This is a genomic window from Bacillus sp. 2175 (assembly GCF_057812155.1).
In genome coordinates this window covers 5,009,658-5,034,412 of the sequence record NZ_CM173819.1, presented here as the reverse complement: position 1 = coordinate 5,034,412, position 24,755 = coordinate 5,009,658, and the positions used below count along the sequence as shown (strand labels likewise).

Below are 24,755 nucleotides of genomic sequence, written 5' to 3'. Positions count from 1 at the left end.
TGTTTGGGGGTACTAGATTTGAAAAAAGTAAGAAAAGCAATTATTCCAGCTGCGGGACTGGGGACAAGGTTTTTACCGGCAACAAAGGCAATGCCGAAAGAAATGTTACCAATTGTTGATAAACCAACAATTCAATACATAGTAGAAGAAGCGATAGAATCAGGAATTGAAGATATTATTATTGTTACCGGAAAAGGTAAACGTGCGATTGAAGATCATTTTGATCATTCCTTTGAATTAGAGCAAAATCTCTTAGAAAAAGGGAAGTATGAAATGCTTGAGAAAGTACAAGCTTCATCAAAAATTAATATTCATTACATAAGACAAAAAGAACCAAAGGGTCTAGGACACGCAGTGTGGTGCGCCCGTAAATTTATTGGAAATGAGCCATTTGCAGTATTACTTGGTGATGATATTGTGCAAGCAGAAACGCCATGTTTACGTCAATTAATGGATCAATATGAAGGTACACAATCATCTGTTATCGGTGTACAAACAGTACCAGAAAATGAAACACATCGTTACGGTATTATTGATCCAGTTGAAAGGAATGATCGCCGTTATCAAGTACGCCAATTTGTTGAAAAGCCAGCTCAAGGAACTGCGCCATCAAATTTAGCAATTATGGGACGTTACGTATTAACACCAGAAATCTTTATGCTCCTTGAAGATCAACAAACAGGTGCTGGTGGGGAAATTCAGTTGACAGATGCAATTCAACGATTAAATGAAATTCAACGGGTATTTGCATATGATTTTGAAGGAAAGCGTTATGATGTTGGTGAGAAATTGGGGTTTATTAAGACGACAATTGAGGTAGCATTACAGCATAAGGAATTAAAAAAGCAATTAATAAAATATATGAATGATTTAGTACATAAAGAAATCAATGAATAAGATTATAAGGGAGAGGGAATATGAAGACTGGTGAAAATATAGCGAGAGAATATCAAGTTACATCAGATGATCAAATCGTTCAAGTCGAAAATAGACAATCCAAGTTATATTTAGGGAGTAAGTATATATTAGATGTTATATTCGCTTTACTAGGCTTGATTATATTGGCACCTGTTATGTTGATATTTAGTTTACTAATTATTTTAGAATCCCCAGGGTCGCCTTTCTATTTACAAGAAAGATTGGGTATGAATGGTAGGAAGTTTAATGTTATTAAATTACGTTCTATGAGAAATGATGCAGAAAAAAATGGTGCAAAATGGGCAGAGAAGAATGATCCACGTATTACAAAGATAGGATTATTTATTCGTAAGACGAGGATTGATGAGCTACCGCAATTATTTAATATTTTAAAAGGTGAAATGTCTCTTGTAGGACCAAGGCCGGAAAGACCTATGTTTACTGAGAAATTTGAGCGTGAAATTCCAGGTTTTAAAAAGAGACTAGAGGTAAAACCAGGACTGACAGGATGGGCGCAAGTAAATGGTGGTTATGAAATTACACCGAGAGAAAAGTTGAGGCTAGATATATATTACATTAACAACTCCAGTTTATTGTTGGATTTTAAAATTATATTAAAGACTATTAAGGTAGTATGCACAGGTGACGGAGCTAGATAATGTATCTTATAAATACAGGATGGTATTAGTATGAACTTACAATTAATTCTTAAAAATGCTTCATTTTTATTTGTAGGAAATGTGATGGTACGAATGTTAACCGCCATTTCAGCAATTGTGATAGCTAGGTATCTTGGGGCAGAACAATATGGTATTTTAAGTATTGCATTAGTATTTTCCACTTTTGCAAGTTCAATGACAGATCTAGGATTAACTCATACATTTATTAGGGAGGGTACCAAAGCTGATAAAGATATATCTAAACTTTTAAATAGCTATTTGGTAACAAGATTATTCATTTGTATATTCTCCTCTGTAATTGTATTTATTCTAGTAAATTTTATGTATAGTCAGAAAGAAATGAAACAGGTAATTTTCTTGATGGTAATCCCTACAATATTTGGTGCAGCACTACAAAATGTAGGAGCGGTATATTATCAAATTATCGAAAAAATGAAATATACTGCAATTATTCGAATCATGGCAGGCTTAATTTCTGTCATAGGTCTTCTTATTGGAGTTTATTTTGGATATAGTCTTTTAATGGTAGCCTTAACTTATGGGCTATGTAGTATTTTAGGGGGTATTATAAGTATCTCTTTTGTCATTAATAAAATTAAATTGCATAAAGGATTAGATAATTCTATTTTAAATGGGTTAAGTGCTTTTACGTTAACTGCTTTTTTAACAATACTTATGCCTTTAATGGGACCTATTGCTTTAGAAAAGGTATCTAGTTTAGAACAGGTTGGCTATTTTAACGCTGCATTACGTATCCCCTCTGTTCTATATCAAATTCCAGGTATTGTAGCAGCAGCTTTTTATCCAGTTTTGTTTAAGCTTATTGATAGAAGTGAGCTAAAAAAACATGGAGAGGTAATAGTTATCGAAATCAAGTTAATGACTTTATTGTCTTTAATTATGGTTCTACCCATAATACTATTTCCAGAAGAAATTTCAGTTTTTCTGTTAGGGGAAAACTGGATAGGAATTGCTGAAACGCTTTCTATTTTATCTATTATTGTTTTTATTCAATCAATTAACTTTCCTTTAGCGGATAGTTTAACAACTAAAGGTTTGCAAAAATATAGATCTATTGCATTATTAATTAGTTTTGGGACAGGTATTTTTGCGTACTCGTATTTTGGAAAGTTATACGGTAGTTTAGGAGCAGCAATCGCAGCTGTTTTAATAGAGATTGTACTATTACTGGGTTTAATAATTTTTAATAAGCAGGGAATATTTACCGTGTTTAGGGGTAGTTCTAAAAGTTTATTAAGTTTAATTTTTTTGTATGTCATAAATAAATTATTTCTAGGAAATATTAATATATTTATCTCATTAGTAATAAGTTATCTCATTGTTTTAATTGTTATTCTATCAGAAAAAGATTTAATAAAAAATATGATTCAAAAAAAGAAATCTATTATGTAGAGGAGGCTATAAATGTCTGTTCCTGAGATATCTATAATAATTCCCACTTATAATGTAGAAGAATATATAGAGGAAGCGTTAAGTTCAGTACTTAATCAGAGTTTTAAGCAATTAGAGGTTATAGTAATTGATGATGGATCACGGGATAAAACAGTTGAAATCATTCAATCTTTACAAGATGAGCGGATAAAGCTATATGAAAATGGTTCTAACCAAGGTCCGGCTTATTCGAGAAACTTTGGGATTTCTAAAGCAAAAGGTACTTGGATAGCTTTTTTAGATGGAGATGACTGGTGGGATCAAGAAAGAATAAAAGAGTTGCTTAATTTTGCTAGAATTAAAGAAGCTGACATGATATTTGATGATATTTTCCTAATATATGATGGGCATGTAAGTCCGTATGCAACACAATGTCAAAATTACAAAGAAAAGCTTGAATCTAGCCTTAATATTACCCCAGAGTTATTAGTAGAGTTAGATTTAGGAATGCAACCGATAATAAAAAGAAATCTATTGGAGAAAAAAAATATAAGATTTAATGATCAATTGATATTTGGGGAAGATTATGTTTTTTATCTTGAGGTACTATGCGAGTCTAATAAATGTTATTTTTATAATAAACCGTTATACTTTTATAGGCAGAGGGGAGATTCTCTTACAAGACAAAAGACAAAGAGAATCCAACAGTTAATACAAGCAAATAGGGAACTGTTAAAACATGAAAAATTTCAAGGGAATAAAAAATTAATTAATCAATTGCAAGGTAGGATGGTAAGACTCTCAAATCTAAATTTATATTATAGCTTCATTGAAAAAATAAAAGAAAAAGATATTAAGGGTATAGTGAAAAATATATATTTAAATCCTAAGGTAATTTTAATATTAATAAGCCGTTTACCAAAGGTCTTAAAATACAGACTAGGGAAATTTATTAAAAGTAGAGGTTAAAATATGAAAGACAAAAGTTTTGTACTTCAAAAGATGGATAGTAAGAATTCTTATGTTTATAACTCTATTTTCATAATGTTAATTTCACTATTCATTTTATATGTGCCGGTAGTAAATAGCATGCAACCATTAATAAAAGCACCATATAGTTATTATGCTAATTTTTTAATTATTTTTGTGCTGTGGTTATTTAATTTTTTAAATAGTAAAAATGCTAATTTTACTAAAGAATATTTGCAATCAATGGGCTGTTTATATGTCTTAGGTCTTTACTGTGCTATTTCAAGTTTTTGGAGTGAAATACAATTTGAAACTTTATGGAGAACATTTATAATTTTTGGTCCTATTTTCGCAATGGCATACATTGTTAATGTAGATCGAATGATTGAAAAAACATTGATTGCTAGTTATAAAATTCAAATGTTAGTAGGTTTATTTTTAGCTATCTTAATGATATTTATTAAAATTTTTGGATTAATGATGTGGTTTAATGACGAATATTCACTAAATTATATTACCTTAGGTCCTATAAGAATAGAACAGGCAGTTTATTATTCAGGAGCGACACTGAGATTTTCATCTATTACAGGAAATCCTAACATATTATCATACATACTATTAATATCATTAGCGACCACTCTGATTTTGTTTTTAAGACAGTCAATAAAAACTTTCTATTTTATAATATCATTTTTAATTCAATGTTATGCCTTGTTTTTAACATATTCAAGAACAGGGATATTGGCATTTGGAATCTTCTTATTTCTGTTCTTTTGGTTAAATAATAGTAGGGGAATGAACCGTTTAAGAAAAAACATTTGGAAATTCATGAGAATATCTTTGATTCTAAGTGTTTTTGCAGGAGGAATAATAGCCCTTTTATTACAGGGAAGTAACCAGCGATTAAGCTTAGATTTGGCAGGAAGAGGAAAAGCATGGGATTTATTAGCCGATGTTATTTCAAACCATTTCTTTTTGGGGATAGGGTTCAATTCTAGTCAAGAGTTTTTAAGAGAAATGAATGTTGGAGTAAATCATGCACATAGTCTATATTTAGGTATTACAGCTGAGATAGGGGTTATCGGTTTAGGATTATTTCTATTTTTTGTCTGTTGTACATTAGGGATTTTAATTCAACAGTTTCAAAAATACAAGAACAACTTAGAGTATAAAAATCAGTGGCTCATGTATTCTGGAAATATTGCAATAATAGTAGCTATTTTATTCCATCAGGGTACAGAATTCTCTTTATTAAGAAATAATTATCTAAACTTTTTATGGTTTTTCTTTATATTTACTACAATAAAGTTAGGTAGTGATTTAATTAAAAGAGAGAACGGAGGAGATCCTGTTGCAAAAAACTTTAGTAATAGGGGTTAAAGTAGAGAACATAGAAAAAGAAATGTCTGGTCCACAAAAGGTGTTCAATAGTATTGTTAATGATATAGATAATGAGGATATAATTGTTTTAGGAAGGGATATAAGAGCATGTATAAAAGGGATATTTTCTAGAGATGTAAGTAATTTGCATATATTTGGTTTTACACGATCAAATGCATTGTTAGTTATAATAGGGAAAATATTAAGAAAGAATATTCTTTATACCGCAAATGGCTTAGTATCGCGGGAAAATTTGCACTTCTCTAATCTGAGAATTTCTTGTAAAATGGCGGAATTTATTACTTTGAAGCTTGCAGATGGTATTATATGCGTGTCAGAAGGGTTAAAGGAAATGATTATAAGTGATTATAAAATACCAAAAAAGAAATTGAAAGTTATTCCAAATGGCGTTTCCGAAAAATTTCTGACTATAAAGCCAGACAAAAATATTTTTAACGAACTTATTCCTTTAGAAAAAAGAAAAAAGATTATATTTACTGCTTGCGGAACTTTTAAGTACAAAGGAATTGAACAATTAGTTAAAGTTGTGAATGATATAAAAAGGGATGATTTTATCTTAGTAATCGCTGGGCCAAAGGGAAATGTTCATGACAAGGTAATGAATATGATGGATCCTAAAAAGGTTATATATATAGGTAATTTAAATCAAAGTGAATTGATAAGTGCTTATTATTATTCAAATCTTTATATCCAAAATAGCTTATATGAAACTTTTGGCTTAGCACCATTAGAGGCATTAGCTGTTGGTACACCAGTTATAGTAAGTAAAGATGTTCAGATGAATTATTTGCTTAAAAATACAAGATTAGAACACTTTATTATAAATAATGACGAGGAGCTGTCTGAAAGGATTAATTTAATATTAGATAATCCTAATATTAAAGAGGATTTAAGTATCAGTGCTAAGAAAATAGCTCAAAATAATACTTGGCAGGATATACGTCAGCAATATAAAGAATTATGGAGCGTTATTAATTAAGTGATAAAAGTATGGTGAGAAAATTGGGAAATGAATATTTAGTTAATGTTATAGTACCCACGTTAGGAAATAGAATTGAGTATATTAAACGCTTATTTAATAGTTTAGAAGAGCAAACTATTAATAATATTAAAGTTATTATTGTGTCTCAAGAAAATCATGATAGAATTAGCAGTTTATTAATGAAATACAATTTTAATTACCATCATGTTATATTAAGCAAAAAAGGGTTATCTCATGCAAGAAATAAAGGTTTAGAATATGTGGATAATGGTATTGTTACGTTCTCTGATGATGACTGCTGGTATCCTAAAAACGCATTTGAAACGGTTGTTGAAGGATTTAAATATAGGAATATCGACGCGCTAAGTTTTCAGATATTTGACCCCGAAATTCAACAATATTATAAAGAATATCCACAAGCTCCTATAGAAAAATTAGGTATTCGCGGGGTTTTAAAAATTTCATCAATAGAGTTCTTTATTAATTTAAATAAAATTGATATTGGAGATTTGAAGTTTGATGAGAGATTTGGTCTTGGGGCAAAATATCCATCTGGTGAAGAAAATATCTTGCTCGCAGATTTATTGAAACAGAAATATAGTATAGCTTATGTTAATCAAATTATTGTTTTTCATAAAAAGAAAACATCAGAAAATAAACTAATTGATTCTAATACTTTTACAGGAAAAGGACCATTATTTAAAAGGATGAGAGGAACTATTCCAGCTATATGTATGCTAACAATTTTCTTTGTAAAAAAATTTCATTTAACTGAAAAACCAATTCGCTCATTCATCAAAAGTTTTAAAGAGCTGTTAAAATTTTGATGAAAATATCAAAGAAAATCTGAAGGAGTAGTATTGAAATGGAAATAAATCTAAGTGAGATTGAAATAGGGAATCAATCACTTGTGTCAATTATTATCCCATCATATAATGCAAGTTCTTTTATTAAAGAAACAATCCAATCTGTCCAATCTCAAACTTATACAAATTGGGAAATGATTATTATAGATGATGTTTCAAAAGATAATACTTGTGAATTGATAAAAGAAGAGATTAAGAAAGATAATCGTATACGATTAATTGAATTGCAGAAAAATTGTGGAGCAGCAATTGCGAGAAACACGGGCATTAATAATGCAAGAGGGAAGTATGTAGCTTTTTTAGATAGCGATGATCTATGGCTACCCGAAAAATTAGAAAAACAATTGACTTTTATGCAGAATAATGATGTAGCTTTTTCGTTTACGGGTTATCAAATTATGAATCAAGATGGTACCCTTACTGATAAAATTGTACATGTGCCAGAAAAAATTAATTATAATGGATTATTAAAAAATACAATAATTGGTTGTTTAACGGTGATGTTGGATATTGAGAAGCTAGGGAAAGTACAAATGCCTAACATTAGGACCCGCCAAGATACTGCAACATGGTTAAAAATATTAAGACAAGGTCATTATGCCTATGGCTTAGATGAGGTTTTATCGAAGTATAGAAAAGTTGAAAACTCTATTTCTAGTAAAAAGTTCAAAATGGCTAAAATGAATTGGAAATTATATAGGGAAATTGAAGGGTTAAGTATCCTAAAATCTGCATGGTGCTTTATAAATTATGCCCTAAATGGAGTTGTAAAACATTTTGTTAAATAAGTTTTAAAAGCCTTTTTCTTTAAGGGGCTTTTTTTATTGTTAATAAATAAGGAGGATAAAAAATGAATATTGCTATTTTCGGAACAGGTTATGTAGGGCTAGTAACAGGGGTTTGTTTATCGGATATTGGACATCGTGTAACTTGTATTGATATTAATGAGAATAAAGTTGCGAAAATGAAAGAAGGTATTTCACCAATATATGAACCTGGTTTAGATGAGTTGATGAGTAAAAATATTAATGATAATAGATTGTTATTTACAACCGATTGTCGCCAAGGGATTGAAGAAGCAGATGTTATTTATATAGCAGTAGGTACGCCACAACAAACAGATGGTTCGGCTAATTTACAATATATTGAGCAAGTTGCTTTAGATATTGCTAATAATCTAAAAAAAGATTCGATTGTAGTAATTAAAAGTACGGTCCCAGTTGGTACAAATGATCATGTTAAAAATTTAATTCAGCAAAATTTGAAAGCAGATGTGAAAATCAACATGGTATCGAATCCGGAATTTTTAAGAGAGGGTTCTGCAATTCATGATAGTTTCTATGGAGATCGTATAGTTATTGGGGCTGATGATGCTAAAACTGCTGATGTTATGGAAGAAGTGAATAAACCTTTTAATGTTCCTGTTTTTAAAACAACAATTAGAAGTTCAGAAATGATTAAATATGCAGCAAATGCTTTCTTAGCTACAAAAATTAGCTTTATTAATGAAATTGCTAATATTTGCGAAAAGTTAGGTGCGGATGTAGAGCATGTAGCTAATGGTATGGGATTAGATAAAAGGATTGGTACACAATTTTTAAAAGCAGGTATCGGATATGGGGGCTCTTGTTTCCCAAAAGATACACATGCTTTAATACAAATTGCTGGTAATGTCGAGCATGATTTTGATCTGTTAAAATCAGTTATTACAGTAAATAATAATCAGCAGGCATCGCTCGTTGAAAAAATAAAAAATGTATTAGGTGATATGGAAGGAAAACAAGTGGCTATGCTTGGTTTAGCTTTTAAACCAAATACTGATGATATGAGAGAAGCGGCATCTATTGTTATTGCAAATGATTTAGTAAAAATGGGTGCGAAGGTCGTAGCTTATGATCCAATTGCTACTGAAAATGCAAAGAAAGTATTACCTAATGAGGTTCAATATGTGCCCTCTGTTGCAGGAGCAGTTAAAAATGCCGATGTAACACTTATTGTAACTGAATGGGATGATATAAAAGAATTCCCTATTGAACAGTATATCAAATTAATGAAACAACCTATTATTTTTGATGGTCGTAATTGCCATGGTTTAGAATATGTGAAAAAGTTTAATGTAGACTATTATTCCGTAGGAAGACCAGCTGTAGTTCGTGAAAAAGTTTCTTTATAATTAGTGGGTAATTTATAGGATGAAAATCTGTAAGACTAATTTTTATAAATAAAGAAATTTTTTATTAACCTAGCTATTTTAAATTCTAGCTAGATTAATGTTTACATGCTTATTATAAGGATATGTAGTAATGGGGAGGTTTGTTAATTATGGCAGTACTTGTAACAGGTGGAGCAGGATATATTGGTAGTCATACATGTGTAGAATTACTAAATAGCGGTTACGAAGTTATAGTAGTGGATAATCTTTCGAATAGCTCGGTAGAATCTATAAATCGAGTAAAAGAAATAACAGGAAAACAATTTAAGTTTTATAAAGAAGATGTTTTAAATCGCGAAGCGCTTGACGCAATTTTTGAAGAAAATTCAATTGAAGCAGTTATTCACTTTGCAGGATTTAAAGCTGTAGGGGAGTCAGTAGCGATTCCATTAACATATTATCATAACAACATTACAAGCACGTTAGTGCTATGTGAAGTAATGCAGAAACATAATGTAAAGAAGATAATCTTTAGTTCATCTGCAACTGTATATGGTATCCCGGAAACGTCACCGATTACGGAGGAGTTTCCATTAAGTGCAACAAATCCATATGGTCAAACGAAATTAATGATTGAGCAAATTATGCGTGATGTAGCATTTGCAGATGCAGAATGGAGTATCGCATTACTTCGCTATTTCAATCCATTTGGTGCACACGAAAGTGGGCGTATCGGAGAAGATCCAAATGGAATCCCAAATAACTTAATGCCATATGTAACGCAAGTAGCAGTAGGTAAGTTAAAAGAATTAAGCGTATTCGGAAATGACTATCCAACGAAAGATGGAACAGGAGTCCGTGATTACATCCATGTTGTGGACTTAGCAAATGGTCACGTAAAGGCGCTTGAGAAAGTACTGAGTACAACAGGAGTAGATGCTTATAACCTGGGCACAGGTATGGGCTATAGTGTACTAGAGATGGTTGAAGCATTTGAAAAAGTTTCGGGTAAGAAAGTTCCTTATAAAATTACAGAGCGTCGCCCAGGTGATGTGGCAGTATGTTTTGCTGATGCATCGAAAGCAAAGCGTGAATTAGGCTGGGAGGCAACACGCGGATTAGAAGAAATGTGTGCAGATTCTTGGAGGTGGCAGTCTGAAAATAAGACTGGATATCAAAAAGTTAGTAACTAGAGAATTGGTTATAGGTTGCTAAAACTTTCATTGAGTTATCAATATAGTTTGGCTTAAAAATTGAATTACATGTATAATGTATTTTATATTTTGTAGTTATAATAATTTGATAGCGGTACCTGAAGAAAGAAGGTTAAAAGCATGAAAAAGAAAATCCTATTTTGGATATTAGGAATTATAGGAGTACTAATTATAGGTGGAGGAGCTTACGCTTATAATATATATTCTTCTGTTTCAAAAACATTAGATGAAGTTCATAAACCATTAAAACGCGATCAAGGTAATAAACCAGAAGAAAAAATCAATAAATCTGAACCTGTTTCAATTTTACTATTAGGTGCAGATGAGCGTGGTGGAGATAAAGGACGTTCAGATTCTTTAATGGTCATTACATTAAACCCTAAAAATAATTCAATGAAAACAGTAAGTATTCCTCGTGATACGTATACTGAAATCGTTGGAAAGGGTAAAAGTGATAAAATCAACCATGCGTACGCATTTGGTGGCGTAGACATGTCTGTAGCGACAGTAGAAAAATTCTTAAATGTTCCTATCAATTACTATATTGAAGTAAACATGGAAGGATTTAAAGATATTGTAGATGCAGTAGGCGGTGTCGATGTTAATAATGATTTAGAATTCTCCCTAGAAGGGAAACACTTCCAGAAAGGGAATATTCACTTAACAGGTGACCAAGCTCTAGCATATACACGTATGCGCAAAGAAGACCCACGAGGCGACTTCGGTCGTCAAATGCGTCAACGTCAAGTGATGCAAGCTGTTATTAAGAAAGGTGCAACCTTCTCTTCTTTAACAAGCTATGGCGATGTGTTAACAGCAATTCAAAAGAACGTGAAAACAAACTTAACGCAAGATCAAATGTTTGATATGCAAAAGAACTATAAAGATTGCTTGAAGAACAGTGAAGAAATTCAAATCCCAGGTGACGGCCACAAAGCCGCTGATGGTATTTGGTACTACTATGTTCCGGATGCAGCAAAACAAGATTTAACGAATAAGTTAAGAGCACATCTTGAAGTGACTAAATAATATGTAATAACCCAACTCCTTTGGAAGGAGTTGGGTTTATTTTTGCATGGATTTATATTAGTATTATATATTGTGAGATTAATAGATGAGGTGAATCGATGAATAAGAAAGCGGTACTTGTCCTTGTTATTTTTGTATTGTTTGTTGCTTCGATTGTGAGCGGTAAATTGTACTGGAATAAGAAGATTGCGAATGCAACGGGACAAACGAGTGAAGTAACGAAAACAAAGGCTGAAGTGAAAGATAGCGGAGCGAAGAAAGAAGAGAAAAAGGAAGAGAAAAAACAAGATGCGAAGTCATCTTTTAACGAAGCATACGCGAAGAACTTGCCAGATGCAGTGAAAGAGAAGTTAAAGAAAGCTGCTGAGGATAAAAAGGCAGTAAATCTTGTTATCGTTGGTGATGAAGGTTCTTCATCTGAAAAAGGTGCTTGGGCAGCTAAGTTAACAGCTAATTTAGAAACGGCTTACGGTAAGGGTTTATGGAATGTGACTGTAAAGGAATATAAGGGTGAAAGCACAGAAGAGTTAATCGCGAATAAGCGTGATAAAGAGATCGCGAAAGACAATCCAGATGTGATTTTATTTGAACCACCATTTATTACCGATAACGGTAAAACTGGTAATGGGAACTCTGTTGTGAATACACAGAAGTTTGTTCAAGCACTTTCTACTAGTGCAAAAGGCGCTACGATTATGATTCAACCATCGAATCCAGTGTATGGTGCGAAAAATTATCCGAAATCGATTGAAGCATTAAAACAATTTGCAACGCAAAATAATTATACATATATTGATCATTGGGGAGCATGGCCGGATGCATCGACAAAGGCTATCCTACCATACTTAAAAGAAGAATTTGGTTTCCCAACTGCTAAAGGTCATGAAGTTTGGGCACAATATGTAACGGATTATTTTGTAGCTAAATAATAAAAGGGGAGAGGGTATCGTCGACAAAATATGTTCGACAATACCCTCTCTTTTTTTATAGGATTTTTGCTATACTAAACTGTACTATAATACGTGGTGGAAGGAGGAGAATGATGAAAATACTTGTGGTGGATGATGAATCGAGTATTCGTAATTTGATTCGGATGCAGTTGGAGATGGAAGGTTATGAAGTATTGGCAGCGGCTGATGGGAGAGAAGCTTTAGAGAGATGGAATGAAGGGCCGGATGTATTGATTTTGGATGTTATGCTTCCGGATACGGATGGGTATGAGTTGCTTCGTTTGTTCCGTGAGAGGGATAGGGATATTCCGGTGCTGATGTTAACGGCAAAGAGTCAGATGAATGATAAGTTGCTTGGCTTGCAGCTTGGTGCTGATGATTATGTGACGAAGCCGTTTAATTATGCGGAGCTTATTCTTCGGGTTAAGAATATGGCGCGGCGTGTAAAGAAGACGGAGGCGGCTGTAAGTCATGAAGTAATTGAGGCTGGAGAGATAGTGATTTGTCCTAAGGAAAGAAAGGTACATGTGAGTGGACAAGAGATTCAGTTAACGTACCGAGAGTTTAATTTATGTCAGTTATTTGTTTCAAATCCGCAGCGTGTGTTTATGAGGGATGAGTTGCTTGAGAAAGTATGGGGATTTGAGTATATCGGAAATACGAGAGCAGTTGATATTATGGTGCAGAGACTTCGAAAGAAGCTTGGGACGAGCGGGGAATATATTAAGACAATTTATGGCGTTGGCTATAAACTGGATTGTTAAGTGGTGATGGTATGTCTTTAAAGCGAAATATGGTGTTTGGAATAGTTGGGCTGTTAATTCCGATTTTTGTTCTTTTATATGCAGTTGTTTATATTACGTTAGAAAAGAATATGTATCATAACGCAGCAGATTCTTTAGAAAAGTTAAGTGTAGAAGCACAAATTTATACGATGAATTATTTAGAGAAGGAAGCAGAAGTGGATACGCTTGGTCCGAATTCACTTTTAATTGCGTCGTATTTAGCGAAGCGTATGGATGTCCGTGTGCAGATGATCGGGAAGAATGGCGATGTTGTTGCAGATACACAAAAAGGAGCATTGCTTCACCGTAACATCGACATTGAGAGTTCTTTGAAGGGGAAGAAGTCTTACGTTTTTGAGGAGGCGGATCCAGCTCCTATTCTTTTGTTTTCAAGCCCGGTTTATTATGGAAACGATGTCATTGGAAGTATTCGTTTTATAAATGAGTTAACGGGTGAGAAGGAAGTTTTAACAAATGTGAGCTGGACTTTCTTAATGACATCTCTTTGTTTAGTAGCTACGGGTATTTTCTTTGCGATTCGTTTGGCGAAGTCTCTTCATAAACCAATTGATCAGTTGAGACAAATGGCACAGCGGCTCGCGAATGGTGATTATAAGAGTAAGATTGAGTTAAATGAGTATGTGGAAATCGCTCAGCTTTCAGCATCTTTTAATGCGATGGCCGATGGAATTGAGCTGCATATTAAGCAGTTGCAGGAGGAGAAAGAAAAGCAGAAAGATTTTCTAGACCGCATTACGCATGAGCTAAAAACACCGCTAACGGCAATTATCGGTTATGTGGATTTAATTCCGAAGTTACAATCGAAAGAAGATGTACAGGAAAGTCTTCGTTATGTGGCGGTGGAAAGTGAGCGTTTATTATCACTTGTAGAGGAACTGCTTAAGTCTTCGAAATATGGGACGAGTACGTTTGAAGTGTCTCCTACAGTTGTGAATATAAAGGAATTGGCAGAAGAAGCAGTTTCAATTGTGAAACCTCGTCTAAATCAGTTTGAAATTGAAGTGGTAAATGAGTTAACGGATGTACATGTTGTTGCGGATTTTGATAAGACGAAGCAAATTTTCTTAAATGTGCTTGATAATGCAATTAAGTATAGTGATGCTTCGCACATTCGTATGAATGTAATTGTAAATGAGCATGAGGCGAAGGTTTTTGTTCATGATGATGGGATCGGTATAGATGAAGTGGTGCTTGCAGAGTGGAATGAGTCTCCGAAAGGAAAGGCACTTCCTTCTAGTTACGGGAATGGTTATGGTTTGTATATTTGTCAGGAGATTATGAATAAGCAGGGCGGAAGCATGCGGATTGAGAGTAGTGAAGAAATAGGTACTACAATATTCATTACATTTTTGCTTCCGAGAAGGATGGAAGACATAAAAAACTTGAAAGCGGTTAAATGATACATTTATGAAACAATTATGCGGTATTTTCGAAACAACGTTTTTTTATCTTGGAGGTAGGCAGAAATGAAAAGGCTATCATTTCAAATTCTTATGTTTGTCATTTGTATGATTGTTTCTCTTGTTTTGTTTTATGTTATGGAGAAGCAAATCTATAATCGAATCAACATTGTAAATGATAAACAAGCCGTTTTACAAAGGGTGAATGAATCTCTTCCAATTGAAGTGAAAGTAAGACATGAAAAGTGGGGAGAAATCGTTGTAACGGATGAAGTTCGTTTGCATACGATTGTTTCATTCTTTGACCGAATTCGAATAGAGCCAGGGGACGTTAAGAGCCAAGAACAAGTATTTACTGGAGAAGTAACGTACTTGAATGGACATAAGCGTACTTTTGCAGTAGGTGACTTGTTCCAGTATGGGGAAAATGTATACGGAAAGAATGGCATGGATCCGATGATTTCAGCACTTCAAACGTATTTATTAAGCCTGTATTACACGCCAGAGCGTATTAGTGATTTCTTTGCTTCAGCAAAGGATGTCGTAGTACGTCAAGGCGATGTGGTACGTACTATCAATCTTACGCACATACTTGATTCTATTTGGTACGCAAAGCAAATTACAGATTACGGAGAAATTCAGAAGTTATTACAATCGCAGAATGAACCGATTGCTTATATTACAGCTTATAAAACAGGTAAGCGCGTAAAAAATGATCGTGAAGATATTCTTACGATTTCTGTGTATCCATCGTACTTTGTTGTGCAATATCTCGGTGATAATAACGGAAATGTCATGTATATGAAAGGCTCTCTAGCAGAGTTATTCGTAAAGGAGAATGCGTCATGAGAAAGATAGCCTTTTTCTTCTTTTTGCTAGTAATTGGAGGAGCGATGTCTAGTTGCTCTCGAGATACAACCTCTATTAAATATAGTAAAAATGGTCTCCCTATTTTGGATGATCGTCATATTGTTGCGTATGTAGCGGCTCGTGAGGAAGTTGGTGAAGCGTTACTTTCATCATTTTGTAAGCCGCGCGGATGTACGTATGAATTTATTCGTCTTTCAACAGAAGAACTTCTTCGTAGAGTGGAAGAAGAAGCTGGAAATCCGAAGGCGGATATTATTATTGGCGGTACAGTAGATGCGCATCAAATGATGAAGCAAAAAAATCTTTCTATTCCTGTGATAAGCCAACATGCAAATCGTATTTCAAAAACTGTTAAAGATAAAGATGGTTATTGGTACGGTTATGAAGTGGAGAAGCTGGCAATTGCGATTAATAAAGAGCGGTGGAACGAGGAAATAGCGCCGCTCGGTCTCTCGTATCCGTTAAGATGGAAAGATTTATTGAATCCAGTATATAAAGGAAAGATTGTCATGCCCGATCCAAATGTTTCAGGTACAGCATATACGTTTTTCCAATCACTGATTGATACGTTAGGTGAAGAGGAAGCGAAGGGATATGTGAAGAATCTGGCAGAACAAGTTGGAGAAGTAACAGTGAATGGTTACATCCCAGCAGAACTTGTTGCGAGCGGTGAATATATGATAGGCATCAACTTTATGGGAGATCAGAGAATGCTTCAAAAACAAGGCTTTCCGATTTTAAGTAACGAACCTGAGCAAACAGGGTTATCCGTTAATGCGATTTCGAAACTAAAACGTGCACCGAGTGGTATTATTGCGGATTTATTTATTGATTATTGTTTATCAGAAGAAGCGGGGCATATTTTAGAAAAAGTGTCGTTTGGCGTACCAACGATGTTTGCGAAGAATGAGAAAGAAATAGAAGGACAGCCGGTTAGAAGGACGAACCAAAATATATCAAATAGCGGAATAATCGAGATATGGAATAGACAGCGTCTCTCTCTGAAGTGAGAAAAGGAGACGAAAATATATGTTTAAATGGCTCAAGCCAGCACCTGCAATTGAAAGATTGCCAGCGGATATGATCGACCGTGTATATCGATTACTACGTATTCGTGTGTTAATCGGAATTTCAGTTGGATATGCTGCTTATTATTTAGTTCGTAGTAACTTTACGTTATCAAGTACGTATTTAGTACAAGAATATGGTTTTAGTACAGCTGAAATTGGTCTACTAGGCTCAGTAATGGCAATTGTTTATGGATTTAGTAAGTTCTTTATGGGTAATTTATCAGATAAAGCTTTCGCCCAGCGCTTTATTGCAGTCGGTTTATTCTTATCAGGGCTTGTAAATATTTGTTTCGGCTTTGCATCATCCTTTGGGATGATTGTTACATTACTTGTTGTTAACGGTATTGTACAAGGTATGGGAGCACCACCTTGTAGTATTGTTATGACGAAATGGTTCTCGAAGAAAGAACGTGGTACGAAAACAGGCCTTTGGAATATTTCACATAACGTTGGTGGAATGCTTGTACCACCACTTGTCGGAATTGGTGTAGGTATTTTCGGTGAAAATCATTGGCAAGGCGGCGTGTTTATTTTCCCTGCGATTATCGCAATGGTAATTGCAGTACTTGTTTGGATCAATGCGAAGGATACACCAGAATCTGAAGGTCTTCCTCCAATTGATGAGTATCGTAATGACTATGAAAATCTTGAAAAAGCAGATAATGCTAACAAGATGTCACCAAAAGAAATTTTAATGAAGTATGTAGTGAAAAATAAATTTGTATGGTTCTTATGTATTGCGAATGCTTTTGTTTATTTAATTCGTTTCGGTGTTATTAACTGGGTTCCACTTTATTTAACGACAGTTAAAGGATTTTCAAAAGCAGAAGCGCATGCGGCATATGCAATCTTTGAAGGTATGGCAATTCCAAGTTCATTAATCGTTGGTTTTTTAAGTGATAAATTATTTAAAGGAAAACGTATGCCATTATGTATTATTAGTATGGTTGGAGTTGTTATTGGTACGTTTATATATTGGCAAGCAACTAGCGTACTTGTTGTAAGTATTGCAGTTTCTATTATCGGTTGTTTAATTTATGTACCACAGTTCTTAATCGGTTTAAGTGCGATGGAATTAGTACCGAAATTTGCAGTAGGTACGACAGTTGGTATGTGTGGTCTATTCGGTTACGTAGGCGGAAGTCTTGTAGCTAACGCAGCAATTGGTGTTATTGTTGATAGTTCTGGCTGGGATGGTTGTTTCATCTTACTATTAACAGGAGCGGTTTTATCAACAATCTTCTTATTTATTGTTCAACGTGGACATGAGAGAAAAGATCCTAAAGTAGCGTAATATTTTGTTTGAAAAGCTATCCAATTATTATTTTGGATGGCTTTTTCTATATAATATAAACTTTCCTTAAATCTATCTTAAAAGATATAATGTCATATTTCTAATCATTGGAATTTTTGTTACAATATAAATGGATGTGTAAAACTTTGTAAAAACAATGTAATAATATGTAATCTATTTTCAGAAAGTTTTATACAATTTTTATATTAAACTATTAAGTTATAAAAAGGAGAGAGAATATGTTACCAAATACGGTTCGTACTCCAAACAAGAAGAAGAAATGGATTATTATTGGGGTTATTGCACTAATTGTTATTGTAGCGGCAATTAATATTTTTGTTATGCAAGGTAAGAAGAAGGGTGCATCAACAACGTCTGATGCTGTAAGTTTTGAGAAAGTGACAGAACGTAAGCTGAATAATACGAAGTTAATTTCTGGTCAGGTGAAGCCTGGTAATATTGAAAGTTTCTATGCAGATCCGGCCAAAGGAAAAGTGAAAGATATTGAGGTAAAAGAAGGGCAAGAGGTAGAAAAAGGTACGAAGTTATTCTCTTATGACAATGAAGAGATTAATCTTCAAATGAAGCAAGCTGAGCTTGATCAGAAGATGGCGGATATGCGTTACGATCAAGGGAAAAAGAAGATTGATTCATTGAAGAAAGAAATTAAGAAGGCGAAAGATAGCGGAGCTGGGAAAGAAGTAACAGATCCAATGGACGAGCAAGTAAACGAGTTAGAGATAGGACAAAAAACAATTGACCTTGAGAAAGAAAAAGGAAAGTTGCAGAAAGAAGAGTTAAGTAAGAAGCAGAAAGAACTTACGATTTATAGCAATTTTGCTGGTGTTGTTCAAAAGTTAGATAAAGATGCGGCACAAAGTTCATCTCAAGCGCTAGGCGGTCAAGGAAAAGCGTTTTTACAAGTAGCTTCTAAAGATCCATTCCAAGTTCAAGGTACGTTAACTGAGCTTCAGAAGTCACAAATTCAAAAAGATCAAACATTCACTGTAACTGCGAAAGCAAATAATAAGAAGAAGTGGACAGGTAAGATTACAGAGGTAAGTGAGTTCCCAACAAGTGCAGAGATGGCGCAAGCTGGCGGCATGGGTGAAGCAACTCAAAATATGTCTCAATATACATATAAAGCAAGTCTTGATAGCCAAGACGGTTTATCTCCAGGCTACCACGTTTCATTGCAGGTAAACTTAGAGAATAAGAAAATGATTGCTGTCCCAAGTAAGAGCATTGTAGAAAAAGGCGATGATGCATTTGTTTATGTTGAGGAAAAAGGTAAGCTTCGTAAACAAAATGTGAAAAAAGGTTCTACTGATGGAGACTGGACAGAGGTTGTAGAAGGCGTAACAGTGGGGCAAAAGGTGGTTAAAAATCCTTCCGACGATGTGTATGACGGAATGGAAGTGAAAGAGAAATGATTACGTTAAATCATATTGCTAAAACGTATTATCAAGGAAAATTGGCGGTGCCGATTTTACATGGTATTAGTTTAACGATTCAGAGCGGTGAGTTCGTTTCAATTATGGGGCCGTCTGGTTCTGGTAAGTCGACGCTTATGAATATTATCGGTTGTTTAGATCGTCCAACAGAAGGCGAATATATGCTGAATGACGTGAATATCTTAACAGCAGACGAGTCAAAGCTTGCTTTAATTCGTAATGAATATATTGGCTTTGTATTCCAGCATTTTAATTTACTACCTCGTCTTTCCGCAGTGGAAAATGTTGAGCTTCCGCTCGTATATGGTGGCGTGAAGAAAGCGGAGCGTCGCAAGCGTGCTTTGGAAGCGCTAGGTAAAGTTGGATTGGCAGATCGCGTGCATCATTTACCAAATGAGTTATCAGGTGGACAGAAGCAGCGTGTAGCGATTGCAAGAGCGATTGCGAATAACCCAACGTTCATTATGGCCGATGAACCGACTGGTGCACTTGATACGAAGTCTGGTGAGCAAGTTATGAATATTTTCACGAAGCTTAATGCAGAAGGTACGACGATTGTTATGGTTACGCATGAAGAGGAAGTAGCAGCGTATTCTTCCCGCCGCATTGTACTGCGAGACGGGAAAGTTACAGAAGATAGAAGGTGTGCGGTATGAGTTTACTAGATAGTATAAAAATTGCCCTGTCTTCTATTTTAGCTCATAAACTGCGTTCAGCTCTTACGATGCTCGGTATTATTATTGGGGTAGGTTCGATTATTACTGTCGTTGCAATTGGGCAAGGCGGGGAAGCTGCATTGAAATCGCAGTTTGTTGGGGCAGGTAATCAAACGGTTCCGATTCATTATAGTGCAGATATAAACGATCCTTTCGGTATGGGAATGGTAGAAGCACCGAAGATAACTGAAGAAGACATTTTTGAAATTAAAAAAATTCCAGAGATCGCACATGTGGTAACAACAAATTCCAGCATGGAACCACTTGATATTGAAGATAAAAAAGAAATGGTAAGTATTACTGGATTAGATAGTGAGTACTTTGCAGTAAATAAAGTAAAGTTGTTAAAGGGACGTTCTTTACAAGAATCAGATGTGGATCAGGGTAATAACGTTGTCATGATTAGTAAACAAATGGAAGAAAAGGTGTTTAAGGATACCAATCCAGTCGGTAAAATTATTGAAATGAAAGGTCAACCGATGCAAATTATCGGTGTCTACAAATCAGATAATGAGTTTATGGGAATGGGACCATCAGAAGCACTAGTTCCAATTTCATTATGGCCGACACTGTATGGAAAAGATGAAATTCAAAATATTTCTGTTCAAGCAAAAAATGTAGATAATCTAGAAAAAGCAGGTAAAAAAGCTGCAGATGTTTTAAATAGTCGTAAACCGACCGATGCAACTGGTAAATATGAAGTTATGAATTTAAAAGAAATTCAAGAAGGTATTTCGAAGATGACTGGTATTATGACAATGATCATCGGTGGTATCGCTGGTATTTCATTAGTCGTTGGTGGAATTGGTGTTATGAACATCATGCTTGTATCTGTAACGGAGCGTACACGTGAAATTGGTGTACGTAAAGCACTTGGAGCAACGCGTAGTAAAATTTTATTACAGTTTTTAATTGAAGCTGTTATGTTAACACTTCTAGGTGGTTTAATCGGAATTGGTCTTGGGTATGGCGGAGCATATATCGTTTCTACATTCGCAAAATGGCCACCACTCGTTTCGTGGGAAGTTGTCGTTGGAGGCGTACTGTTCTCGATGACACTCGGTATTATTTTCGGATTAATTCCAGCAAATAAAGCTGCGAAATTAGATCCAATTGAAGCATTGCGTTATGAGTAATTAATAGTGTAGTAGAACTACACATTACCGTTCTAGTGGGCGGTTCGTAGCCTCTATATGAGGAAGTGAACCGCCCGTTAGAACGGGTTATATAAATAGAAGGAGGCGTTATAATGGAAGCAAATATTAATACGCAAGATGTAGGTGCGAAGAAGCCATCATTATTAGGAATGATTACTTCTCCAGGTGAGCAGTTTGAGAGAATGAAGAATAGTAATGCAGTTTGGGGTGCGTTTTGGATACTTTCTTTACTATCGGGGATTACTGGTGGAATTGGTGCTTATGTATATTCTTTAACACCTGAATCAATTAAGCTCAATCAAGAATTAGGGGTTAATGTTACACCTGTAATGACTTTCGGTGCTGGTTTTGTATTTGGTGTTATCGGTATGATAATAGGTTTCTTCATTAGTGCTGCTGTATATAAAGTGTTAATGATGTTAATGAGCAATGATACTTCTTACAAGAAATTATTAACAATTAATGTATATTCAAGCATTATTTCAGTACTTGGTTTATTAATAAATATAGTTTTAGCACTTATTCTAGGTGGTTCAGGAAAAGAACTTTACACTGGTTTAGGCCCAATTTTTGCTTCAAGTGGAGGCGCTGTAAAAGGTATTGCAAATAGCATTGAAGTATTTACAATTTGGGGATTTGTTATCACATGGTTAGGTCTTCAAATTACGGCCGGTTTAAGTAAAAAGAAGGCAACGATTCTTATGGTTATCTTCTTCATTTTAACGATCGGCTTTGGTGCACTAAGAGGATTGGTGCAATAATATTGATATTTCATGTAACTAGAAAGAAATGCAGCAATTATAAAAGTAATTGCTGCATTTTTGTTATAAGGAGAAGATACATATATTTAAGAAACTTATAGCAAATTTTTTGTTCATGTTACAAGTTATATTTTAGCTACTGGTCTATATGCGATCGATAGATTTTTCAAAAATATAACTACAGAATAGTATAACTTGAGAACTCATAAACAAAAGGTTCCTTCTAATGTATAGAAGGAGCCTTTTTTATTTTTACCCCTATTTCAAATACCACCAACAAAATTTCAAATACTAGCTGGTGTAATTTCAAATTCCGTCGGTAGTATTTGAAATTACTCACGGTGAAATCTTTTGTTTATTTTTATATTGTGAAGGTACCGCGGAATACTAGAAAGGTATACCTTTTAGAAACGGGTACTGTGTGAAGCCAGCGACTTTTATAGAGACAGTTGTTTTGTATGAAGGGATGATTGTAAATCAAATAAAGAAATTAGGTATCCGTCAAGATTATGAAGAGTATTATCAATGTGGTTTAATTGGTCTTTGGCATGCGTATGAAAGATTTGATGCAAAGAAGGGATATTTCCCTGCATATGCACTTGTAACGGTGCGTGGTTATATATTAGAAAGATTGAAGAAAGAATCTACTTTGCAAGAAAGATGTGTATGTGTAGGTGAGTATGAGGATATCTTTCATTTTGAAGATGTTGAAATAAGAGTGAAGGATTTTATGAGTGTGTTAGACGAGAAGGAGAAGTATATTATTTTTGAACGTTTTTTTGTAGGGAAGACGATGGGAGAAATCGCTTTAGAGACGGAAATGACATATTATCAAGTAAGGTGGATGTATCGGCAAGCAATCGAGAAAATGCGCGATAGTGTAAAAGGATAAAAATAGCAAATAGAATGGAAGGTGAGGAAATACTACCTTCCATTCTATTTGTTATTAAGGTGATGAATCTTGCATGTTCATTTGGGATAATACATATCCCGCTTTCCATAATTGCTGACTTAGCTTATGGGAACTAATTTGTATCGTTACGGTAGCTCCGTTTGAAAAATGAATTTTAGCTCGTTTAGCTTTTTTGAAAAACTCTATTGTATGAACATGTTTGAAGAAAAGCCAAATACAATTTGGAGAAGCAGGAGATTCTGTTGGGAAAGCACAAATATATTCTCTATGATTGATCGGAATTGGAACGTTTTGTTTAAATTTAAATTTTGTTTTTACAGCATTACGTCTCCCTTGATAAGTAGAATGAATATTTGTTAGACAAGATTTCTGTATAAGTTGGAGAGCAGTTTGACAGGAGTAAAGATGGTTTCCGCTACTGTCAATAATTTTTGTACGGTAATAAGGGTGTTTACATGGTTCAAGCATCATTGTAGAACTAGAAATAAAAATGTTGTTTTCATTATCCATAATTCTATATCCTCCCTTATAATTTACATTCTGAATATAATTATATATAAATTAAGTAAATTAATTGTTAATATTCTATTTCATATTGTAAATTTTGGCTATTCGTTTACAATCAATAGGTGATAGTCTTTCTAAGTTGCATCGCTTGTACATATATATGAAAATAGAAAAGAGTAGGCGGTGATATAGTATGAAGAAAAAGTATATTATTATGGCTTTAGTTGTCGTTCTCCTAGTATATTTAGCAAACAGTAATCCGAGTAAGGGCGAATATACAGAATGGGCAGCGAAACAGTTTATGAAGCGTAATGATGTGAGTAAGAAGCTAGATGAAGTTCAAAAAGAGAATGAAGAGGGTCTCCTTGGCGATTTGGCATCGGCCGGTAAAAAGTTAGCGAAAAAGTATGTTGAACCACAAGTTGGGTTATTAATTGATCATTATACGAAGCGAAATGATTATATATTCTTCTCAACATATACGACTGAGTTTGATATAGGGGAAGAACATTATAAGTATGTATGCGTCGGTTTTTCAAAGGTTTTTATCCCGATTGAAATGCCGAAGAAAAAAGACGAATCTGCAAAATGATGCAGATTCGTCTTTTTCATTTTATAGAGTAATTGGAACTTCAGATACATTTTTTTCTACAAGGCGAGCTCCCTTTTTTCTTGTATTTTCATCAATGGATGAAAATACAGATGAGGCAAGGATTGTATCCATTACTTGATTTACGACTTGTGCATCGATTGGTGTGATGGGCGTATCGATAGAAAAAACGACTGTTTTTCCATCTTCTTTCGCGAAAATCAACTCTAGTACTTGCATGTGTTATTCCCTCCTTTGTATTTATCCCGCTATTTACGGGATTTGGGTCTGTTGGTTAAATTGCGGGCTAATAATCAGCGGGGATGAATAAAATCCCCACTGATCCGAGTTTTACTTTATAGTTTAGAAAGATCTGATGTGCTTACAAGTTGTACAGAGTGAAGTGGTGATGCTTGTAAGGAAGCTAGAGCATGAGCTACGTTGTGTACTTGATCTAAGCTCGCATTTGTTTTAACACGTTTAAATTGTTTGCTCTTGAAAACTGTTTTGCCGTTCTTATCTAATCCGTTGTTTAAGACAAGACGTAAAGTTAAATCCATTACGATTGTTTCAATTGCCATGTGTATCACCCCCTTTCACTTTATAAATAGGGCGTGAATGTCATGTTTTGGCGTGAAATTTTTTCTTTTTTTTGGTACCCTTAA

Annotated in this window: 26 protein-coding genes; 23 read left to right on the top strand and 3 right to left on the bottom strand. The window is 34.3% G+C overall.

Annotation, left to right across the window (positions count from 1 at the left end; genetic code table 11):
* The first annotated feature begins 18 nt into the window (after nucleotides 1-18).
* The 22 genes from galU (at nucleotide 19) to ACXKY9_RS26195 (ending at nucleotide 22,973) form a co-directional block, all read left to right on the top strand.
* Complete coding sequence (gene galU, locus ACXKY9_RS26300; protein ID WP_000757798.1) at nucleotides 19-897, top strand: UTP--glucose-1-phosphate uridylyltransferase GalU; 879 nt, start codon at nucleotides 19-21, stop codon at nucleotides 895-897.
* Between the two features lie 20 nt (nucleotides 898-917).
* A complete protein-coding gene (locus ACXKY9_RS26295) occupies nucleotides 918-1,577 on the top strand; it encodes a sugar transferase (protein WP_000847751.1) in 660 nt (219 codons plus the stop codon).
* A gap of 30 nt (nucleotides 1,578-1,607) precedes the next feature.
* Nucleotides 1,608-3,011, top strand: coding sequence for an oligosaccharide flippase family protein (locus ACXKY9_RS26290; RefSeq protein WP_001053219.1), 1,404 nt, complete (start codon nucleotides 1,608-1,610; stop codon nucleotides 3,009-3,011).
* A gap of 12 nt (nucleotides 3,012-3,023) precedes the next feature.
* Nucleotides 3,024-3,959 carry a glycosyltransferase family 2 protein gene (locus ACXKY9_RS26285; protein WP_000115839.1) on the top strand — a complete coding sequence of 312 codons (936 nt, stop codon included), beginning with the start codon at nucleotides 3,024-3,026 and terminating at the stop codon, nucleotides 3,957-3,959.
* A gap of 3 nt (nucleotides 3,960-3,962) precedes the next feature.
* Nucleotides 3,963-5,339, top strand: coding sequence for an O-antigen ligase family protein (locus ACXKY9_RS26280; protein WP_000653502.1), 1,377 nt, complete (start codon nucleotides 3,963-3,965; stop codon nucleotides 5,337-5,339).
* The gene (locus tag ACXKY9_RS26275) at nucleotides 5,311-6,339 is read left to right on the top strand and encodes a glycosyltransferase family 4 protein (RefSeq protein ID WP_001173037.1); all 1,029 of its coding nucleotides are present in this window, start codon (nucleotides 5,311-5,313) and stop codon (nucleotides 6,337-6,339) included. The genes ACXKY9_RS26280 and ACXKY9_RS26275 overlap by 29 nt, the downstream gene beginning before the upstream one ends.
* 11 nt (nucleotides 6,340-6,350) lie before the next feature.
* Entirely contained in the window at nucleotides 6,351-7,169 is an 819-nt protein-coding gene (locus ACXKY9_RS26270; protein WP_000251820.1) for a glycosyltransferase family A protein, read from the top strand.
* A gap of 38 nt (nucleotides 7,170-7,207) precedes the next feature.
* Nucleotides 7,208-7,996: a glycosyltransferase family 2 protein gene (locus tag ACXKY9_RS26265; RefSeq protein WP_000405132.1), complete on the top strand. Its 789-nt coding sequence runs from the start codon at nucleotides 7,208-7,210 to the stop codon at nucleotides 7,994-7,996.
* 62 nt (nucleotides 7,997-8,058) lie between these two features.
* On the top strand, nucleotides 8,059-9,381 hold the full coding sequence (locus ACXKY9_RS26260; protein ID WP_001017343.1) for a UDP-glucose dehydrogenase family protein: 1,323 nt from the start codon (nucleotides 8,059-8,061) through the stop codon (nucleotides 9,379-9,381).
* Between the two features lie 149 nt (nucleotides 9,382-9,530).
* A complete protein-coding gene (gene galE, locus ACXKY9_RS26255; protein WP_000279912.1) occupies nucleotides 9,531-10,553 on the top strand; it encodes a UDP-glucose 4-epimerase GalE in 1,023 nt (340 codons plus the stop codon).
* A 141-nt stretch (nucleotides 10,554-10,694) separates the two neighbouring features.
* On the top strand, nucleotides 10,695-11,603 hold the full coding sequence (tagU, locus tag ACXKY9_RS26250; protein WP_000727051.1) for a polyisoprenyl-teichoic acid--peptidoglycan teichoic acid transferase TagU: 909 nt from the start codon (nucleotides 10,695-10,697) through the stop codon (nucleotides 11,601-11,603).
* 98 nt (nucleotides 11,604-11,701) lie between these two features.
* Entirely contained in the window at nucleotides 11,702-12,532 is an 831-nt protein-coding gene (locus tag ACXKY9_RS26245; RefSeq protein WP_001034164.1) for an SGNH/GDSL hydrolase family protein, read from the top strand.
* 113 nt (nucleotides 12,533-12,645) lie between these two features.
* Nucleotides 12,646-13,317, top strand: a complete 672-nt coding sequence (locus ACXKY9_RS26240; protein WP_000699553.1) for a response regulator transcription factor — start codon at nucleotides 12,646-12,648, stop codon at nucleotides 13,315-13,317.
* Between the two features lie 11 nt (nucleotides 13,318-13,328).
* A complete protein-coding gene (locus tag ACXKY9_RS26235) occupies nucleotides 13,329-14,759 on the top strand; it encodes a HAMP domain-containing sensor histidine kinase (RefSeq protein WP_000054027.1) in 1,431 nt (476 codons plus the stop codon).
* Nucleotides 14,760-14,825: 66 nt separating this feature from the next.
* Complete coding sequence (locus tag ACXKY9_RS26230) at nucleotides 14,826-15,608, top strand: DUF3919 family protein (protein ID WP_000826626.1); 783 nt, start codon at nucleotides 14,826-14,828, stop codon at nucleotides 15,606-15,608.
* Nucleotides 15,605-16,639, top strand: coding sequence for an ABC transporter substrate-binding protein (locus ACXKY9_RS26225; protein WP_001225645.1), 1,035 nt, complete (start codon nucleotides 15,605-15,607; stop codon nucleotides 16,637-16,639). The genes ACXKY9_RS26230 and ACXKY9_RS26225 overlap by 4 nt, the downstream gene beginning before the upstream one ends.
* A 19-nt stretch (nucleotides 16,640-16,658) precedes the next feature.
* Nucleotides 16,659-17,993 (top strand): MFS transporter, encoded by a 1,335-nt coding sequence (locus tag ACXKY9_RS26220; RefSeq protein ID WP_000477602.1) that lies wholly within the window; start codon nucleotides 16,659-16,661, stop codon nucleotides 17,991-17,993.
* 239 nt (nucleotides 17,994-18,232) lie between these two features.
* A complete protein-coding gene (locus tag ACXKY9_RS26215) occupies nucleotides 18,233-19,426 on the top strand; it encodes an efflux RND transporter periplasmic adaptor subunit (RefSeq protein ID WP_000937331.1) in 1,194 nt (397 codons plus the stop codon).
* The gene (locus tag ACXKY9_RS26210) at nucleotides 19,423-20,103 is read left to right on the top strand and encodes an ABC transporter ATP-binding protein (RefSeq protein ID WP_000631604.1); all 681 of its coding nucleotides are present in this window, start codon (nucleotides 19,423-19,425) and stop codon (nucleotides 20,101-20,103) included. Before ACXKY9_RS26215 ends, ACXKY9_RS26210 begins: the two co-directional genes overlap by 4 nt.
* On the top strand, nucleotides 20,100-21,299 hold the full coding sequence (locus tag ACXKY9_RS26205) for an ABC transporter permease (RefSeq protein WP_000054347.1): 1,200 nt from the start codon (nucleotides 20,100-20,102) through the stop codon (nucleotides 21,297-21,299). The genes ACXKY9_RS26210 and ACXKY9_RS26205 overlap by 4 nt, the downstream gene beginning before the upstream one ends.
* Before the next feature lie 113 nt (nucleotides 21,300-21,412).
* On the top strand, nucleotides 21,413-22,081 hold the full coding sequence (gene yknW, locus ACXKY9_RS26200) for a YknW family membrane protein (protein WP_000387916.1): 669 nt from the start codon (nucleotides 21,413-21,415) through the stop codon (nucleotides 22,079-22,081).
* A gap of 421 nt (nucleotides 22,082-22,502) precedes the next feature.
* Nucleotides 22,503-22,973 carry a sigma-70 family RNA polymerase sigma factor gene (locus ACXKY9_RS26195; protein WP_000801278.1) on the top strand — a complete coding sequence of 157 codons (471 nt, stop codon included), beginning with the start codon at nucleotides 22,503-22,505 and terminating at the stop codon, nucleotides 22,971-22,973.
* A gap of 54 nt (nucleotides 22,974-23,027) precedes the next feature.
* On the opposite strand, the gene ACXKY9_RS26190 is transcribed toward ACXKY9_RS26195, so the two are convergent.
* Nucleotides 23,028-23,504, bottom strand: coding sequence for a competence protein ComK (locus tag ACXKY9_RS26190; RefSeq protein WP_000368313.1), 477 nt, complete (start codon nucleotides 23,502-23,504; stop codon nucleotides 23,028-23,030).
* Between the two features lie 190 nt (nucleotides 23,505-23,694).
* Between ACXKY9_RS26190 and ACXKY9_RS26185 the strand changes: the two genes are divergently transcribed.
* Nucleotides 23,695-24,093 carry a DUF4359 domain-containing protein gene (locus ACXKY9_RS26185; RefSeq protein WP_000731406.1) on the top strand — a complete coding sequence of 133 codons (399 nt, stop codon included), beginning with the start codon at nucleotides 23,695-23,697 and terminating at the stop codon, nucleotides 24,091-24,093.
* Between the two features lie 21 nt (nucleotides 24,094-24,114).
* Here the strand turns inward: ACXKY9_RS26185 and ACXKY9_RS26180 are convergent, their stop codons facing one another.
* Together ACXKY9_RS26180 and ACXKY9_RS26175 are read right to left on the bottom strand one after the other, a co-directional pair.
* A complete protein-coding gene (locus tag ACXKY9_RS26180; protein ID WP_001197593.1) occupies nucleotides 24,115-24,330 on the bottom strand; it encodes a DUF2922 domain-containing protein in 216 nt (71 codons plus the stop codon).
* Nucleotides 24,331-24,446: 116 nt separating this feature from the next.
* On the bottom strand, nucleotides 24,447-24,671 hold the full coding sequence (locus ACXKY9_RS26175) for a DUF1659 domain-containing protein (RefSeq protein WP_000963862.1): 225 nt from the start codon (nucleotides 24,669-24,671) through the stop codon (nucleotides 24,447-24,449).
* Between the last annotated feature and the right edge of the window lie 84 nt (nucleotides 24,672-24,755).

What these genes read in the sequence shown, in the direction of transcription:
- ACXKY9_RS26295 (WP_000847751.1), top strand. Translation starts at nt 918, where the DNA reads ATGAAGACTGGTGAAAATATAGCGAGAGAATATCAAGTTACATCAGAT.
- ACXKY9_RS26210 (WP_000631604.1), top strand. Translation starts at nt 19,423, where the DNA reads ATGATTACGTTAAATCATATTGCTAAAACGTATTATCAAGGAAAATTG.
- galE (WP_000279912.1), top strand. Translation starts at nt 9,531, where the DNA reads ATGGCAGTACTTGTAACAGGTGGAGCAGGATATATTGGTAGTCATACA.
- ACXKY9_RS26240 (WP_000699553.1), top strand. Translation starts at nt 12,646, where the DNA reads ATGAAAATACTTGTGGTGGATGATGAATCGAGTATTCGTAATTTGATT.
- ACXKY9_RS26260 (WP_001017343.1), top strand. Translation starts at nt 8,059, where the DNA reads ATGAATATTGCTATTTTCGGAACAGGTTATGTAGGGCTAGTAACAGGG.
- ACXKY9_RS26235 (WP_000054027.1), top strand. Translation starts at nt 13,329, where the DNA reads ATGTCTTTAAAGCGAAATATGGTGTTTGGAATAGTTGGGCTGTTAATT.
- ACXKY9_RS26190 (WP_000368313.1), bottom strand. Translation starts at nt 23,504, where the DNA reads ATGGATAATGAAAACAACATTTTTATTTCTAGTTCTACAATGATGCTT.
- ACXKY9_RS26270 (WP_000251820.1), top strand. Translation starts at nt 6,351, where the DNA reads ATGGTGAGAAAATTGGGAAATGAATATTTAGTTAATGTTATAGTACCC.
- ACXKY9_RS26225 (WP_001225645.1), top strand. Translation starts at nt 15,605, where the DNA reads ATGAGAAAGATAGCCTTTTTCTTCTTTTTGCTAGTAATTGGAGGAGCG.
- ACXKY9_RS26175 (WP_000963862.1), bottom strand. Translation starts at nt 24,671, where the DNA reads ATGGCAATTGAAACAATCGTAATGGATTTAACTTTACGTCTTGTCTTA.
- ACXKY9_RS26205 (WP_000054347.1), top strand. Translation starts at nt 20,100, where the DNA reads ATGAGTTTACTAGATAGTATAAAAATTGCCCTGTCTTCTATTTTAGCT.
- ACXKY9_RS26290 (WP_001053219.1), top strand. Translation starts at nt 1,608, where the DNA reads ATGAACTTACAATTAATTCTTAAAAATGCTTCATTTTTATTTGTAGGA.
- ACXKY9_RS26285 (WP_000115839.1), top strand. Translation starts at nt 3,024, where the DNA reads ATGTCTGTTCCTGAGATATCTATAATAATTCCCACTTATAATGTAGAA.
- tagU (WP_000727051.1), top strand. Translation starts at nt 10,695, where the DNA reads ATGAAAAAGAAAATCCTATTTTGGATATTAGGAATTATAGGAGTACTA.
- ACXKY9_RS26220 (WP_000477602.1), top strand. Translation starts at nt 16,659, where the DNA reads ATGTTTAAATGGCTCAAGCCAGCACCTGCAATTGAAAGATTGCCAGCG.
- ACXKY9_RS26230 (WP_000826626.1), top strand. Translation starts at nt 14,826, where the DNA reads ATGAAAAGGCTATCATTTCAAATTCTTATGTTTGTCATTTGTATGATT.
- ACXKY9_RS26215 (WP_000937331.1), top strand. Translation starts at nt 18,233, where the DNA reads ATGTTACCAAATACGGTTCGTACTCCAAACAAGAAGAAGAAATGGATT.
- ACXKY9_RS26280 (WP_000653502.1), top strand. Translation starts at nt 3,963, where the DNA reads ATGAAAGACAAAAGTTTTGTACTTCAAAAGATGGATAGTAAGAATTCT.
- ACXKY9_RS26180 (WP_001197593.1), bottom strand. Translation starts at nt 24,330, where the DNA reads ATGCAAGTACTAGAGTTGATTTTCGCGAAAGAAGATGGAAAAACAGTC.
- ACXKY9_RS26185 (WP_000731406.1), top strand. Translation starts at nt 23,695, where the DNA reads ATGAAGAAAAAGTATATTATTATGGCTTTAGTTGTCGTTCTCCTAGTA.
- ACXKY9_RS26245 (WP_001034164.1), top strand. Translation starts at nt 11,702, where the DNA reads ATGAATAAGAAAGCGGTACTTGTCCTTGTTATTTTTGTATTGTTTGTT.
- yknW (WP_000387916.1), top strand. Translation starts at nt 21,413, where the DNA reads ATGGAAGCAAATATTAATACGCAAGATGTAGGTGCGAAGAAGCCATCA.
- ACXKY9_RS26265 (WP_000405132.1), top strand. Translation starts at nt 7,208, where the DNA reads ATGGAAATAAATCTAAGTGAGATTGAAATAGGGAATCAATCACTTGTG.